The organism is Devosia sp. (assembly GCF_965229025.1).
In the GTDB taxonomy this organism is placed as follows: Bacteria; Pseudomonadota; Alphaproteobacteria; order Rhizobiales; family Devosiaceae; genus Devosia_A.
The window spans coordinates 1,849,345-1,862,719 of record NZ_OZ245853.1 but is presented as its reverse complement, the minus strand read 5'-3'; the positions used below and the strand labels follow the sequence as shown (position 1 = coordinate 1,862,719).

The following is a 13,375-nucleotide window of genomic DNA, read 5'->3' as shown; positions in this document are numbered from 1 at the left end:
CGGCGCTTCCGGGCCGATTGCCGCAGGTTCTGATGGCAGGGAACCTTTTGCCCTTGGCCGCAGTTGTATGGATGATCCCATATTTCTATCGCCCCCAAATCCTGGAGGACTGCCATGTATCCGCTCATCCGGCTTGGCTTAGCTTTGCTCGCGTTTGCCGCACCCCTGCCTGCCATCGCGGCCGGCTCTACGCCGGTGGGCCAGTGGGAAGTGACGACGGGCGAATCGCGCTACCGCGTCAGCTTTTGTGGTGAGGGCGAGAAGCTGTGCGCACGGTTGACATGGTTGCGCGACGATGCGCGCACGTTGGAAAATCTGGCGCTGCTGGGCAATTACGTCGTGCGCGGCGCCGCTCCGGTGGAGGCCAACACCTGGACCGGCACGGTGACCTATGACGGCGAGACTTATGACGGCAAAGTCACGCTGGTCGATACCAACACACTGCGCCTCCAATCATGCTCCGGCGTCTTCTGCCGCACCTTCGAGCTCCATCGGCTGTAGCGGGTAACCCCTGTGCATTTGTGGCGTTGCGCCAGACCCCCTGATCCACTACCTTTGTTCCGACACTGAAACAAACTGCCAAGGGCGCCTCCGGTTTCGACCGCGCTGAGCGACCGGGCAGAACACGGAGCAAAAGGTTGACCGATCCTGATCGGTCCGCCGCCGCAGAGGGCCTCATTGGGTCTGAACGGCACCGTCCGGGGCAGGGCGCAAGTCCCGTCGCGACGACCGCCAAAACCGGGGGGCATCCTGGACCAGGCGCGACGGAACAGCGGACGCACCCGCCGGGGCCATCCCACCCGCGTCGCCCACGCGGCCCGCTCTATGCGGCGCTTGACCTTGGCACCAACAATTGCCGCCTTTTGATCGCCCGTCCGCATGAGCAGAGCTTTCGCGTACTGGATGGTTTCACCCGTATTGTCCGGCTGGGCGAGGGTCTGTCGGCCAGCGGGCGGCTGTCCGATGCCGCGATGGATCGCACCATGGAAGCACTCCGGCTATGCCGCAACAAGCTGCGCGAGCACGAGCCCACCCGCATGCGCCTCATCGCCACCGAGGCCTGCCGAGCAGCCTCGAACGGCGAAGAGTTCATCGCGCGGGTCGAGCGCGAACTCGGCCTTGCGCTCGAAATCGTCGATCGTCAGACCGAGGCCTCGCTCGCAGTCACCGGCTGCGCCGATCTGATCGAAGAAAGCTCGGCTGGCGCGCTGATGTTCGATATCGGCGGCGGGTCGTCCGAACTCGCCTGGCTCGATTTCCGCGGCGGCCGCCCCAAGCGGCAGGGCCGCATGGCCGCCTCCATCCGCTCCTGGCAATCTCTGCCTGTCGGCGTGGTGTCGATCGCCGAAAAGTTCGGCGGCGTCGATGTCACCCACGAGAGCTTTGAGGCGATGGTAGCGTTTGTCGCAAGCCACCTCCGACAGTTTCGCGGCCGCGAAAAGCTGCGCCAGATGATCGCCGAGCATCCAGTCCACCTCATCGGCACCTCAGGCACGGTCACTACGCTCGCCGGGCTGCATCTCGGCCTCGAGCGCTACGAGCGCCAGAAGGTCGATGGTCTCTGGATGTCAAAGGTCGAGATCGACGCCACCATGTCGGCGCTGCTCGGCATGTCGTTCGATCGCCGCGTTGCGCATCCCTGCATCGGCAAGGATCGCGCCGACCTGGTGCTGCCCGGCTGCGCCATCTTCGAGGCCATAAGGCGCGAGTGGCCCACTGACCGTGTGCGCGTCGCCGATCGCGGCCTCCGCGAAGGCATCCTGATTTCTCTCATCGATGCCGATCGCGGCAGTCGCCCAGCTCCGCAAAGGAACCGCTGATGGTCAAGACGGGTGGCCCCGGCCGCCGCACCGAACTCAAGGTGCGGGTCAAGACCTCGAAGGGGCGCAAGATCGGCTCGACGCTCTGGTTACAACGCCAGCTCAACGACCCCTATGTCGCCAAGGCCCGGGCCGAAGGGTTTCGGTCGCGCGCCGCGTACAAGATCCAGGAACTCGACGAGCGCTACAAGCTGTTCCACAAGGGCCAGCGCATTGTCGATCTCGGCGCAGCCCCTGGCGGCTGGTGCCAGGTTGCGGCGCCCATAATCGGCTCCACCGATGAAAAGCCGCTGATCGTCGGCATCGATTATCTCGAAATGGCACCCATTCCCGGCGTGATCCTGCTGCAGAAGGATTTCAACGACGAGGACGCACCCGACGCGCTGATCGCGGCGATGGGCGGGCACAAGGCCAATATCGTAATGTCCGATATGGCGGCGCCAACCACCGGCCACCGCGCCACCGACCACCTGCGCATTATCGCGCTGGTGGAGCTTGCCGCCGATTTCGCCATTCGCGTGTTAGAGCCCGGTGGCACCTTCATCACCAAGGTGTTCCAGGGTGGCACCGAACACGAACTGCTCGGCATGCTCAAGCGCCACTTCGCCACCACCATCCACGCCAAACCGAAGGCGAGCCGGGCAGATTCAGCCGAGACCTATCTTCTGGCTCGCGGCTTCAAGGGTGCAAATCCCGATTCATAAAACGGCAAGGCCGGCATTGACGCCGGCCCTGCATAGCCTCGTGTGATCGTGCCGATCAGAAGTGCTTCTTCAGCCGGTTGTCGAGCGACAGGTAGCCGCCACCAAACGCTGCAAAGAGGAACGTGCCACCGGTCCAGAACAGCGAGGCGAGGATCGCCTTGTCCTGCACCTGGGCGAGGAACTTGCCACCGCCATCCGCAAGCCGAGTCAGGCCATTAGCGGTGAAGAGCTCAGGTTGCGCCTTCAGCGCGTCGATGCCGGCCTGGGTCAGCATCGCGTCGCCATAAGGGTGTGCCCAGTGGAACCACAGGGTGATGGCCAGCATCACGCCATTGGCCAGCGCCACCGGACGGGTAAAGAGCCCCGCAGCGATCAGCATGCCGCCGAAAAACTGCATCGCGGCCAGCGCCGGCGACCAGAACCAGCCGGGGAAAAACCCGAGGCTTTCCACAAAGCCGACCTGCCCGAGTGGAGCGATGATCTTGGGCCAGCCTTCGATTACCAGCATGCCGCCGACTGCGAGTCGGAACAGGGCCCACGCCATCGGCTGGGCGATCTTGTCGTAAAATCCGCTGAGCGCTGGAATGGTCAGGTGCTCGCGCGACGTGTCAAATGCCGCAAAATCAGTCATTTAAAGTAACTCCGGGGTGTGAGTGAAATCGACCCCGCAGTGATGCGCCTTCGATGCCTTGCCACACTTGCGTCAGATCAAGTCGCTGAGACTTTGCCGATGAACAGGTTGTTCGGTATTACCGAAGGCGAAGCACTATTCCGCCGAAATCGCAGCCCTTCCATGCCCTGATATATGCTGCCCCGCCGTCTTGGGCACCCGCAGGAACATGGCGGTCGACACCAGCGTCACTGCGCCCACGACCCAGAAGGCCAGATGGAAATCTGCCAGAGTTGGCGCGCCGCCGCCGCCAAGTAGTCGCGCGCCCTCCAGAACTCCGCCACCGAGCGCCACGCCAAAAGCCAGCGACAGCTGCACGGCAACCTGACTGATCACATTGGCCTGGCCGGCGTCCTTGTCCTCGATATCGGCAAAGACGAAGGCGTTGGTGGCGGTCCAGAACATCGACTGAAAGAACCCGGCAGCCACCAGAACGGCGAGCATCAGCGGGATCGGCGTTTCGGGCGCATAGTTGGCCTGCGCGAAAATGCCGAGCGCCGTCACGAGGGTCGACCACACCAGCGTGGCGCGGAAGCCGGTGGTCTGGAGGATGCGTTCGGCCACGAACTTGGCAATGAAGGCGCCCACCGCGCCGGCAAACGTCACCATGCCGCTTTCGAACGGCGTAAAGCCGAACGCCAACTGCAGCATCAACGGGAACAGGAAGGGCGTCGCGCCCACGCCGAAGCGGAAGAACGCCCCGGCGATAACTGTCTGCCGAAACAGCGGAAAATGGAACAGACGCAAATCCAGCAACGGGTGCTCGGTGCGCTTGTAGTGCCAGAAATAGAGTCCCGCCGTGATCACTCCAAGGATCAGCGCACCATAGCCAAAACTCGCGGGCAGGGCCGGCAGCGTCAGCACCGAGATACCAAACACCCAACCTGCGAAGGTCGTGCCAGCCAGCACAAACCCGATGAAATCGAGCTTTCGCGGCGCATTGCGCTGCCATTCCGGCAGGAACCGGTTCACCAGCACTACGCCGAGCAGCCCGATCGGCACGTTGATCAGAAAGATCCAGTGCCAGCTGAGATAGGTGGTGATGGCTCCACCGATCGGCGGTCCGACGATCGGGCCGATCAGCCCGGGGATCGATAGCCAGGCCATCGCGTCGACAAGCTGGTTGCGCGGCGTCACTCGCACCAGCACCAGCCGGGCTACCGGTGTCATCATCGCCCCGCCCATACCCTGAAGGAACCGCGAAAGAACAAAGGTGAGCAGCGAGTTCGAGATGGCGCAGCAGATGGAGCCGAGGATGAAGACGATCATCGCCCATCGAAATACGTGCCGGGCCCCGAACCGGTCGGCCATCCAGCTCGAGATCGGGATGAAGATGGCGAGCGCCACCAGATAGGCAGTCAGCGCCAGCTTCAGCGCAATCGGCTCGGTGCCTATGTCATGTGCAATCGCCGCCAGCGACGTCGCGATCACGGTAGAATCCATGTTCTCCATGAACAGGGCAACGGCGAGAATGAGTGGGGTAAGGCGAAGGGCCGTCACGGCGTCAACTTTCAGCTAAGAGTCAGGCAGGCGTTCCGGCGGGCTTCATGCCCTTGGCAATCTTGGCGCGATGCCCCGATACATCGCTGCCGGCATCGGGCGGCAGCCGCAGGAAGGGGATGGCACTGGAAACGGCCACCGCCGCCACCACGAACCAGGCAATATGGAAGTCGGCGAGGATCAGTCCGCCGGCGTGGGTACGCGAGGCAAGCTCCAATGCACCGCCGGCTACGGCCACGCCCCCAGCCACGCTGAGCTGCTGGCTCACCGCGTTGATCGCGGTCGCCTGACTGGTTCGAGCCTCATCCACATCGGAAAACACCAGCGCATTGACCCCAGTGAAAAAGAACGAGCGCGTCAGCCCGCCGATCAGCAACGAGGCCATCAGCAGCCAATGCGGAACCGTCGGGGTGAAAAGCCCATTGATGGCAAGGAAGCCGCAGCCGATCACCGCCGTCATCATCAGCGTGCGTGGAAAGCCAAACCGCCGATAGAGCCGTTCCGCCCCAAACTTCGATATGATCGCTCCGATTGCCGCGACAAATGTCGTCAGCCCGGATTCAAATGGCGTCAGCCCAAACGTCAATTGAAGCATCAACGGCATCAGAAAGGGGAACGCCCCGATGCCGATGCGGAATAGCGAGCCGCCGATGATCGCGTTGCGGAACAGCGGCAGGCGAAACATCTTCGGATCGAGGATCGGGTATTCCGCCCGCCGGGCGTGCCTGAGATAGAGCAGCCCAGTCACCACGCCTACGGCGATCGCTGTGTAGCCAGCCACCGTCGGGATCGCCGGCAGGCTGATCACCGAAAATCCGAACATGATACCCGCAAAGGTGACGGCGGAAAGGATCAGCCCTGGCACGTCGATCGGTCTCTCGTTCCGTACCTCAACCTCATTGAGAAAACGCGTCACGAGAATAATGCCGATGATCCCGATGGGCACATTGATCCAGAAAATCCAATGCCAGCTTAGGTAAGTGGTCAGGAATCCGCCCAGCGGAGGCCCGGTGATCGGCCCGATCAGGGCAGGGATGGTCAGCCACGCCATGGCCGAGACCAGCTCGTTTCGCGGCGTCGAGCGCACCAGCACCAACCGCGCCACCGGCGTCATCATCGACCCTCCGATGCCCTGCAGAAATCGCGCCAGTACGAACGTCAGCAGCGAATCCGAAAACGCACAGCAGATCGATCCGACAACGAACACCACGATAGCGACGCGGAAGATCGACTTGGCTCCAAACCGGTCCGCCATCCAGCCTGAGAGCGGGATGAAAATCGCCAGCGCCACAAAATAGGCGGTAAGCGCCAGCTTCAGCGAAATCGGCTCGGCGCCGATATCGGTGGCGATGGCGGGCAGCGACGTCGCGATCACGGTCGAATCCATGTTCTCCATGAACAGGGCAACCGCGAGAACCAGGGGAACTATGCGCAAGGGACCAGCCTCGAATGAGGCACTGTTAGGATTGAAACTATCTGCACTGGTGTAGGACTGACGCCCGCGTCGCGCAACCCTGAACCTTACCAATCGCGAGACGTTGACCAGCGCGGCAGATGATGCCCTACTGCCTGAGCCATTTGTTCTTGCGTCCTTTCGGTGTTCCATGAAGAGTTTTTCAGCTTCAAGCTTTGCCGGCAGCCAGACTGAGTCACTCGATCTGGCCTTTGCTGCCGTTCAGAAAGACCCGCAGGCGCTCTTTACTGATTTCCAGTGGTTCCTCTTCGCGGGCAAGGACACCATCTTTTTCACCGCCTTCTCCAAGGCCGCTTTCCACAAGCAGAAGCTCAAGGATCTGGCGGCTCAGGTCATCGCGCTAGCCCCGCAACTGACCCACGGCTTTGTGGGCGCCCGTCCGGGACATCCGCTCACCGAAAGCCAGCTCGATGCCATCACCTCCGTCGAGATGGTCGACAGTTTCGAGGGCTATCCCGACAAGTGGCTTTCGACCAGCGCCGATATCTTCGATCACCCCGATCTGCCGCTCTTCCGCTTCATGGCCGCCACGCTAAAGGGTGGGCCGGACGGCGAGGGGCGCGCCTCGGTGATCCAGGTGCGGTCGGCTCACTGCGTCCTGGAAGGCTCGGACTCCGCACTGCTTTCGCGGTCGCAATCCGCCGGGCACGGCGTTCAGTCTAACAAGGAAAACAAGGTTTCAGTCGGCGCCCGGATCAAGGGAGCTCTGAGTGGGGTGCTCTCAGCCTCGATCCACCTATTCTTTGCGCACATCTTGTCCCCCAAGGACAAGCCGATGCATTTCAAGACGCTGGCCTTACCGCGCGACCGGTTGCGCAAGTTGGCAAACAATCTGGGCGTGCGTCAGCGTTCGCTCTACTTCGCGCTCGTCACCCATGCGCTGCATTCAGACAGCGATCGGCGCTACAACGAGGCCGTCATCGCCGCCGCCTACACCATGCTCGATACCAAGCGCACAGCCGCCGATGACGACTTCTTCCGCGTCCGCGCACTTCAGGCCAAGTTCCCCTTCCACCATGATTTCGTCGACTACGCGCGCAGCGTCGACAAGGTGATGGGGGATATCGAGCAGAAGGACGTCACCAAGTTCCAGTTGGCGATCCTTGCCCTCTTCACCATGCACCGCAAACTCCACGCGCTGTTTCCGTGGCTCTACGGTCCCCGCTTCTGGCGCTTTTCGGGTCAGACCGACACGGTGCTGACCCTGGTGCCCCCGCACCACTCCATGGGGCCGGTGACCGAGTGGATGATCGAGCCAATCTATTGCGGCGCCTATCACCCCGCCCAGAACATCTGCACCTTCTGCCCCGGTCGCGAGTTCATGACCCTCAACTTCGTCATGGAAGCACGCCACATCGAGATGGTCGGCCGCATTGAAACGCTGATTGACGAGGTCGAAGCGCTGGCCGCGAAGCCCTGAGCCAGCGGCGGCAGCAGCGCGCATGGCTCGCCATGCGCCAACTGCCCTTCCCAAACCCATGACCCGGTGCTAATCACCCTCGCCAACCCGTGAGCCGGGGTCGAGTCGACCCGCCCACGGGCTTCCGTTTTTCTGACGTTCAGATGGGAAGGGCCCACCCCTTGGCAAAGATCATTACATCCATCACCGGCGATAGCGCGCTGACCTTTGACGACGTGCTGTTGCAGCCCGCCCGTTCGGACGTTCTGCCCACCGAGGTCGACATCCGCACCTGGGTCACCAAGGACATCGCGCTCAACATGCCGATCCTGTCCTCGGCGATGGATACGGTCACCGAGAGCAACATGGCTATCGCCATGGCTCAGGCCGGCGGCATGGGGGTGATCCACCGCAATCTTGAGCCCGATCAGCAGGCCGAGCAGGTCCGTCAGGTCAAGAGCTTTGAAAGCGGCATGGTGGTCAATCCCATCACCATCGGCCCTGATGCGACCCTTGCCGATGCGCTGGCGCTGATGCGCTCCAACCGTATCTCCGGCATCCCGGTGGTCTCGAACGGCGGCCTCGGCGGCCGCACCACCGGCAAGCTGGTCGGTATCCTGACTAACCGCGACGTCCGCTTTGCCTCCAACGATCGCCAGAAGATCTCGGAGCTGATGACCTTCGAGAACCTCGTCACCGTCCGTGATGGCGTCGGCAAGGAAGAAGCTAAGACGCTGCTGCACAAGCACCGCATCGAAAAGCTGCTGGTCATCGACGCCGATGGCCGCTGCACCGGGCTCATCACCGTCAAGGACATCGAAAAGGCCCAGCTTCACCCCAGCGCCGTCAAGGACAGCCAGGGCCGCCTGCGGGTTGCCGCCGCCTCGACGGTCGGCGACAAGGGCTATGAGCGTTCCATGGCGCTGATCGATGCCGGCGTTGACCTCCTCGTCATCGATACGGCCCACGGCCATTCGGTCCGCGTCGCCGAGGCCGTCGAGCGCATCAAGCGCGAGAGCAATTCCACCCGCATCGTCGCTGGCAATGTCGCCACCGCCGAAGCCACCCGCGCCCTCATCGATGCCGGTGCGGATTCGATCAAGGTCGGCATCGGCCCGGGCTCGATCTGCACCACCCGTATCGTCGCCGGCGTCGGCGTGCCGCAACTGGCGGCCGTCATGGCCTGCGCCGAGGAAGCCGACAAGCAGGGCGTGCCTGTCATCGCCGATGGCGGCATAAAGTTCTCGGGCGATCTGGCCAAGGCGCTGGCCGGAGGCGCCTCTTGTGCCATGGTCGGCTCGCTCCTCGCAGGCACCGATGAAAGTCCGGGCGAGGTCTATCTCTACCAGGGGCGCTCCTACAAAATGTACCGCGGCATGGGCTCGGTTGGCGCCATGGCCCGCGGCTCGGCGGATCGGTATTTCCAGCAGGAAGTCTCGGATTCGCTGAAGCTCGTGCCCGAAGGCATCGAGGGCCAGGTGCCCTACAAAGGCGCCGCCGGCAATGTTCTGCACCAGCTCGCCGGTGGCCTCCGCGCCGCCATGGGCTATACAGGTGCGCACAACCTTCGCGACTTCCGCGACAACGCAGTGTTTGTGAAGATTTCTGGCGCTGCGCTGTCCGAAAGCCACGTCCATGACGTGTCCATCACCCGCGAAAGCCCCAACTATCGCGGCGGCAACTGACCATGACGGCGAGTGCCCTGGGCATAGTGGGTGCCATGCTGGCACTGGGGGCCCTCGCCATCGGCCTGATGATTTACCTCGGCACCATCCGCGTGCCGCTGGTGCTGAAGGGCGAAGTGAAGATGGGCGATATAGCCGTCGATCGCGGTGCCTGGCCGGAGCGCGAGCACCGCGTCGCCAACGCGGTCGACAACCAGTTCCAGCTTCCGGTGTTGTTCTACGCCGGTTGCCTCTTGGCTCTCTGGTTCGGGACAACGTTTCTGGAACTGCTGCTCGCCTGGGCCTTCGTCGTCACCCGCTACGCCCATGCCTATATCCACGTGACCCACAACCACGTCCTGCGCCGCTTCTGGGCCTTCTTCACAGGCCTCATCATCTTGTCCGGGCTCTGGCTTGACCTCGTGGTCCGCCTCGCCCTCGCTGCCTTCGGAGTGAACTAATGCGTCTGCCCGGCCGGATCGCCGCCGCCATCGATGTGCTTGCCGATCTCGATGCACACAAGCGTCCCGTGGCCGAGGCGCTGAAGGCCTGGGGCCTCGCCAATCGGTTCGCCGGGGCAGGAGACCGGGCCGCCATCGGCAACCTCGTCTACGACGCCCTCCGCCGCAAAAGCTCGCACGCTTGGTCGATGGGCTCGGACAGCCCGCGCGCCCTGATCCTCAGCGTCGCAGTGCGCGAGTGGGGCGAGACCGTCGAAGGCCTCAACGCCCAGTTCGAAGGCGACACCCACGCGCCACCTGCAATCACGGACGAAGAGGCCGCCCGCCTCACCGCCGCCGACCCGCTCGCCGGAGCGCCCGACCATGTCCGTGCTGATGTCCCTGAGTGGACCGCGTCGCATCTTGCCGAAAGCTTCGGTGAGAACTGGGTCGCCGAAGCCCAGGCACTCGCCGGCCGCCCCCCTCTGGACCTGCGCGTCAACACGCTCAAATCCAACCGCGACAAGGTCTTGCGCGACCTCGAAAGGCTCTCCCCCGAGGCCGAGGCGCTCATCCCCAACGGCGTCCGCTTTCCTGCCGGCACCCGCGACAGCCGTACGCCCAATGTCCAGACCGACGAGGGCTACATCAAAGGCGGCTTCGAAGTGCAGGACTTCGGCAGCCAGATTGTCGCCGCCATGGCGGGGGCGCGGCCGAACGAGCAGGTGCTCGACATGTGCGCAGGCGCTGGCGGCAAGGCGCTCGCCATGGCCGCCGTCATGGGCAACAAGGGCCAGATCTTTGCCTATGACAGCGACCGCGCCCGTCTCGCCCCGATCTACGACCGCCTGCAGCGCTCCGGCGTCCGCAACGTCCAGGTCCGCCCGCCCAACAAGGGCGCGCTCGACGACCTCGTTGGCAAACTCGACCGTGTGGTGATCGATGCACCGTGCACCGGCACCGGCACCTGGCGTCGCCAGCCCACGGCCAAATGGAAACTCACACCCGAGCAGCTCGCCGCCCGCGTTGCCGAGCAGCAAGCGATCCTCGCCGATGGCGCACGCTATGTGAAGCCGGGCGGCGCGCTGGTCTACATCACCTGCTCGGTCCTGCCTGAGGAGAACGCCGGCCAGGCTGCGACCTTTCTCGCCGACCATCCCGATTTTGTCGCTCTACCCGGCAACAAACTCTGGATGAGCCAGTTTTCCGGCACCAAGGCACGCGCCCGGTTCTCTCCCGAAGGTGGTGTTTCAATCACCCCGCTGCTCACCAGCACAGATGGTTTCTACGTCATCCAGTTGCAGCGAAAGGCGGAGTGAACCAGAAGCGGGGTTTGCGCGTTTAGGCCGCATGAGCACCATTGCATCCCCCGACTACCGGTCCCCGCGCGCCCTGTTTCTGCTGGCCGCATTCGTCATTGTCGTCTTTGCCGTAGGCGGATTGATCGGGGTCTCGTCCGCACCGGGCGAATGGTACGCCACGCTGAACAAGCCACCTTTCAACCCGCCCAATTGGGTGTTCGGCCCGGTGTGGTCAGTGCTCTACATCATGATCGCGGTTGCTGGATGGCGCACCTATATGGTCGAGCCGCGCGGCCACGCCATGCTCATTTGGGTCGGTCAGATGGTGCTCAACTGGCTCTGGTCGCCTACCTGGTTCACGCTGCACCTGCTCTGGCCCGCCTTTGTGGTGATCGCCGCCATTCTGGCCCTGATCGTGCTGTTCATCGCCAATCGTTGGTACCGGGATCGCGTATCGGCGCTGCTGTTCGTGCCCTACGCCGCGTGGGTGGGCTTTGCGAACCTGCTTAATCTCTCGATCGCTATCCTCAACTGAGGTTGGCCGTTGGCGCCCTTCCGGCAACCGCCGGTATCTCGCGCTTTCGCGCCCACGCTACCGCCGGCCGTTCGACCAGCACAAACGACAGGTGCCCCAGCACCACGCTCACAGCAGTTACCCCAAGTGCCGTGGGGACGAAGCCGCTCGCTCCCATGTTGCCGTAGGTAAATCCCGGCATCCACAACTGCCGCACCAGTTCGATGACGACATAGTGCCAGATATAGATGCCGAACGAGATCTTCGCGACATAACGCGTGACTGGATTGTCGAGCACGCGGCCCAATAGGACTGCATGCGGCGTTGCCGCGAGCACCACCCCCACACTCAGCACCATCCACGGGTAGGCGTAGGGGATCCCCAGAAGCCCGTACCCGCTGTCCTCTTCTACCTTCATCTGCTCGGCCAGCACAAAAAGCGCGAGCACTATCCCGGCGAGCGAGAGCAGGTCGAAGACCCAACTGCTCAGCCCCCGCCATCGCACCTCCAGTCCCGCCGCCAGGGAGCCAACCGCGAACATCGCAAACAGCGAAAACGGATTGTAGTTGGGCATCCAGGATTTGGCCCCGCCCATCAGTCCGAAGTCCCAGCCGCGCCGCAACTCATCCATCGGGAACCAGGCTTTGAATGCGAGGTGCGCTGCGAGGGTGAGCGCCAGCACCGCCACCCAACCGAGTCGCGCGCCCCAACCCCTGCCGGTCACACAAGTCAGAGCGAACAGCAGCATGAAGCCGAGCGGCATAAGGACGTACGACGTGGCTTCGAAGCTGATCGACCACAAAGGGCCGTTGATCTCGACTGGAAACAACGTCACCCAATGCCAGTCCGCAACGAGCAACATGCCTGACGCAAACCGCAGCAGCAGTTGCCCATCAAACGGGACGGCAAACACCGTCACTGACAGCAGGAACGTCACAGTCATCGCCAGCCAGAACCCGGGCACGATTCTGGCAACGCGGCGCAACGCGTAGACCCTTAGCGAGGGCAGGGGTCTGCCCTCATCCAGCGCCTCCCAGAATGGCCGCGCCAGCAGAAACCCGCTCAGCACGAAGAACATCGCAACGCCGAACGTGCCGATATGGGAGAATACCTTGAGCCCCCTCAAGATCGGATCAAGCGGCCCGTCGGCGTTCAACCGTTGCATCAAGTGATGCAGCAACACAGTTGTGCACGCCGCAGCGCGCACGAAATCTGCGCCCGCCAGACGGTTATCGGTCATCTTGTGCCCTCCCAGGTCGCCCCTCCAGGCGCAAGAGTTCTAGTGTCTAGAGGTTGTAGGGCTTTCGATGCAAGTAGCCCGACCTCGTTTCGTCGGATGATCACCGTAAGTCATTGGAATGAAAGGGTATGCGCTGTCAGCAAACCGTCACGGAAAAGTCAGAAAACAGTCATCGCCTTCGGGCATTGGAAACGAGCTGGGCGACTGCGTCGCCAGCCGAAAGTGGGGCAAGATGGACCGACCGTTTATTGATTTTGCGTTGCTGGCGCGTGCGACTACCGAGACCCGGTCATTCAAGGCCGGCGAGACTATTTTCAAGGCTGGTGAGCCGGGCCACGAGTTCTTTGTCGTCAAGTCCGGCACCGTCGCCGTGCAGTTGCGCAATCGTACGCTGCAGGTCATTGGCGAAGGTGGCATATTCGGCGAAATGGCCCTGATTGATTCCGAGCCGCGTAGCGCCACTGTCATTGCCGAGACCGATTGCGTTCTGGTGCCGGTTGGTGAAAAGCAATTCCTGTTCATGAGCAGCGAGGCGCCATACTTCGCCTTGAGCCTGATGCGGGTGCTGGTGCAGCGTCTGCGTGCTGCTAACGAGTCTATGCCTGGCGCCTGACCGTTTTACGGCGATTTCGATCAAGCGCACGTTCTG

General features: G+C 62.9%; 13 protein-coding genes. 9 read left to right on the top strand and 4 right to left on the bottom strand.

Annotated features, from left to right (window positions below; all coding sequences use genetic code 11):
* Window positions 1-114 precede the first annotated feature (114 nt).
* From ACO06J_RS09245 to ACO06J_RS09235, 3 genes are all read left to right on the top strand, one after another.
* The gene (locus tag ACO06J_RS09245; protein WP_421760411.1) at window positions 115-501 is read left to right on the top strand and encodes a DUF2147 domain-containing protein; all 387 of its coding nucleotides are present in this window, start codon (window positions 115-117) and stop codon (window positions 499-501) included.
* Window positions 502-638: 137 nt separating this feature from the next.
* Entirely contained in the window at window positions 639-1,820 is a 1,182-nt protein-coding gene (locus ACO06J_RS09240) for a Ppx/GppA phosphatase family protein (protein ID WP_421760410.1), read from the top strand.
* Window positions 1,820-2,524: an RlmE family RNA methyltransferase gene (locus ACO06J_RS09235; protein WP_421760409.1), complete on the top strand. Its 705-nt coding sequence runs from the start codon at window positions 1,820-1,822 to the stop codon at window positions 2,522-2,524. The genes ACO06J_RS09240 and ACO06J_RS09235 overlap by 1 nt, the downstream gene beginning before the upstream one ends.
* Window positions 2,525-2,579: 55 nt before the next feature.
* Here ACO06J_RS09235 and ACO06J_RS09230 read toward each other — a convergent pair whose 3' ends face one another.
* The 3 genes from ACO06J_RS09230 to ACO06J_RS09220 all read right to left on the bottom strand — a co-directional run bounded on the left by ACO06J_RS09230 (window position 2,580) and on the right by ACO06J_RS09220 (window position 6,114).
* Window positions 2,580-3,155 carry a DoxX family protein gene (locus tag ACO06J_RS09230; RefSeq protein ID WP_421760408.1) on the bottom strand — a complete coding sequence of 192 codons (576 nt, stop codon included), beginning with the start codon at window positions 3,153-3,155 and terminating at the stop codon, window positions 2,580-2,582.
* 135 nt (window positions 3,156-3,290) lie between these two features.
* Window positions 3,291-4,694, bottom strand: coding sequence for an MDR family MFS transporter (locus ACO06J_RS09225; RefSeq protein ID WP_421760407.1), 1,404 nt, complete (start codon window positions 4,692-4,694; stop codon window positions 3,291-3,293).
* Between the two features lie 22 nt (window positions 4,695-4,716).
* Window positions 4,717-6,114 (bottom strand): DHA2 family efflux MFS transporter permease subunit, encoded by a 1,398-nt coding sequence (locus ACO06J_RS09220; RefSeq protein ID WP_421762481.1) that lies wholly within the window; start codon window positions 6,112-6,114, stop codon window positions 4,717-4,719.
* A 184-nt stretch (window positions 6,115-6,298) separates the two neighbouring features.
* Here ACO06J_RS09220 and ACO06J_RS09215 point away from each other — a divergent pair, with 184 nt between their 5' ends.
* The 5 genes from ACO06J_RS09215 (at window position 6,299) to ACO06J_RS09195 (ending at window position 11,507) form a co-directional block, all read left to right on the top strand.
* The gene (locus ACO06J_RS09215; RefSeq protein WP_421760406.1) at window positions 6,299-7,588 is read left to right on the top strand and encodes a hypothetical protein; all 1,290 of its coding nucleotides are present in this window, start codon (window positions 6,299-6,301) and stop codon (window positions 7,586-7,588) included.
* 161 nt (window positions 7,589-7,749) lie between these two features.
* Window positions 7,750-9,252, top strand: coding sequence for an IMP dehydrogenase (guaB, locus tag ACO06J_RS09210; protein ID WP_421760405.1), 1,503 nt, complete (start codon window positions 7,750-7,752; stop codon window positions 9,250-9,252).
* A gap of 2 nt (window positions 9,253-9,254) precedes the next feature.
* Window positions 9,255-9,692, top strand: a complete 438-nt coding sequence (locus ACO06J_RS09205; protein WP_421760403.1) for an MAPEG family protein — start codon at window positions 9,255-9,257, stop codon at window positions 9,690-9,692.
* Entirely contained in the window at window positions 9,692-10,990 is a 1,299-nt protein-coding gene (locus ACO06J_RS09200; RefSeq protein WP_421760402.1) for an RsmB/NOP family class I SAM-dependent RNA methyltransferase, read from the top strand. The genes ACO06J_RS09205 and ACO06J_RS09200 overlap by 1 nt, the downstream gene beginning before the upstream one ends.
* A 31-nt stretch (window positions 10,991-11,021) precedes the next feature.
* Window positions 11,022-11,507: a TspO/MBR family protein gene (locus tag ACO06J_RS09195; protein ID WP_421760401.1), complete on the top strand. Its 486-nt coding sequence runs from the start codon at window positions 11,022-11,024 to the stop codon at window positions 11,505-11,507.
* Here ACO06J_RS09195 and ACO06J_RS09190 read toward each other — a convergent pair.
* Window positions 11,500-12,726 (bottom strand): acyltransferase family protein, encoded by a 1,227-nt coding sequence (locus tag ACO06J_RS09190; RefSeq protein WP_421760400.1) that lies wholly within the window; start codon window positions 12,724-12,726, stop codon window positions 11,500-11,502. The genes ACO06J_RS09195 and ACO06J_RS09190 overlap by 8 nt on opposite strands.
* A gap of 118 nt (window positions 12,727-12,844) precedes the next feature.
* Between ACO06J_RS09190 and ACO06J_RS09185 the strand changes: the two genes are divergently transcribed.
* Window positions 12,845-13,339, top strand: a complete 495-nt coding sequence (locus ACO06J_RS09185; protein WP_421760399.1) for a Crp/Fnr family transcriptional regulator — start codon at window positions 12,845-12,847, stop codon at window positions 13,337-13,339.
* Window positions 13,340-13,375: the final 36 nt, after the last annotated feature.

Bases quoted from the DNA above. Each gene is read 5' to 3' on its own strand.
- ACO06J_RS09185 (WP_421760399.1), top strand. From the start codon at position 12,845: ATGAAAGGGTATGCGCTGTCAGCAAACCGTCACGGAAAAGTCAGAAAA.
- ACO06J_RS09190 (WP_421760400.1), bottom strand. From the start codon at position 12,726: ATGACCGATAACCGTCTGGCGGGCGCAGATTTCGTGCGCGCTGCGGCG.
- ACO06J_RS09195 (WP_421760401.1), top strand. From the start codon at position 11,022: ATGAGCACCATTGCATCCCCCGACTACCGGTCCCCGCGCGCCCTGTTT.
- ACO06J_RS09230 (WP_421760408.1), bottom strand. From the start codon at position 3,155: ATGACTGATTTTGCGGCATTTGACACGTCGCGCGAGCACCTGACCATT.
- ACO06J_RS09205 (WP_421760403.1), top strand. From the start codon at position 9,255: ATGACGGCGAGTGCCCTGGGCATAGTGGGTGCCATGCTGGCACTGGGG.
- ACO06J_RS09215 (WP_421760406.1), top strand. From the start codon at position 6,299: ATGAAGAGTTTTTCAGCTTCAAGCTTTGCCGGCAGCCAGACTGAGTCA.
- ACO06J_RS09200 (WP_421760402.1), top strand. From the start codon at position 9,692: ATGCGTCTGCCCGGCCGGATCGCCGCCGCCATCGATGTGCTTGCCGAT.
- ACO06J_RS09235 (WP_421760409.1), top strand. From the start codon at position 1,820: ATGGTCAAGACGGGTGGCCCCGGCCGCCGCACCGAACTCAAGGTGCGG.
- ACO06J_RS09245 (WP_421760411.1), top strand. From the start codon at position 115: ATGTATCCGCTCATCCGGCTTGGCTTAGCTTTGCTCGCGTTTGCCGCA.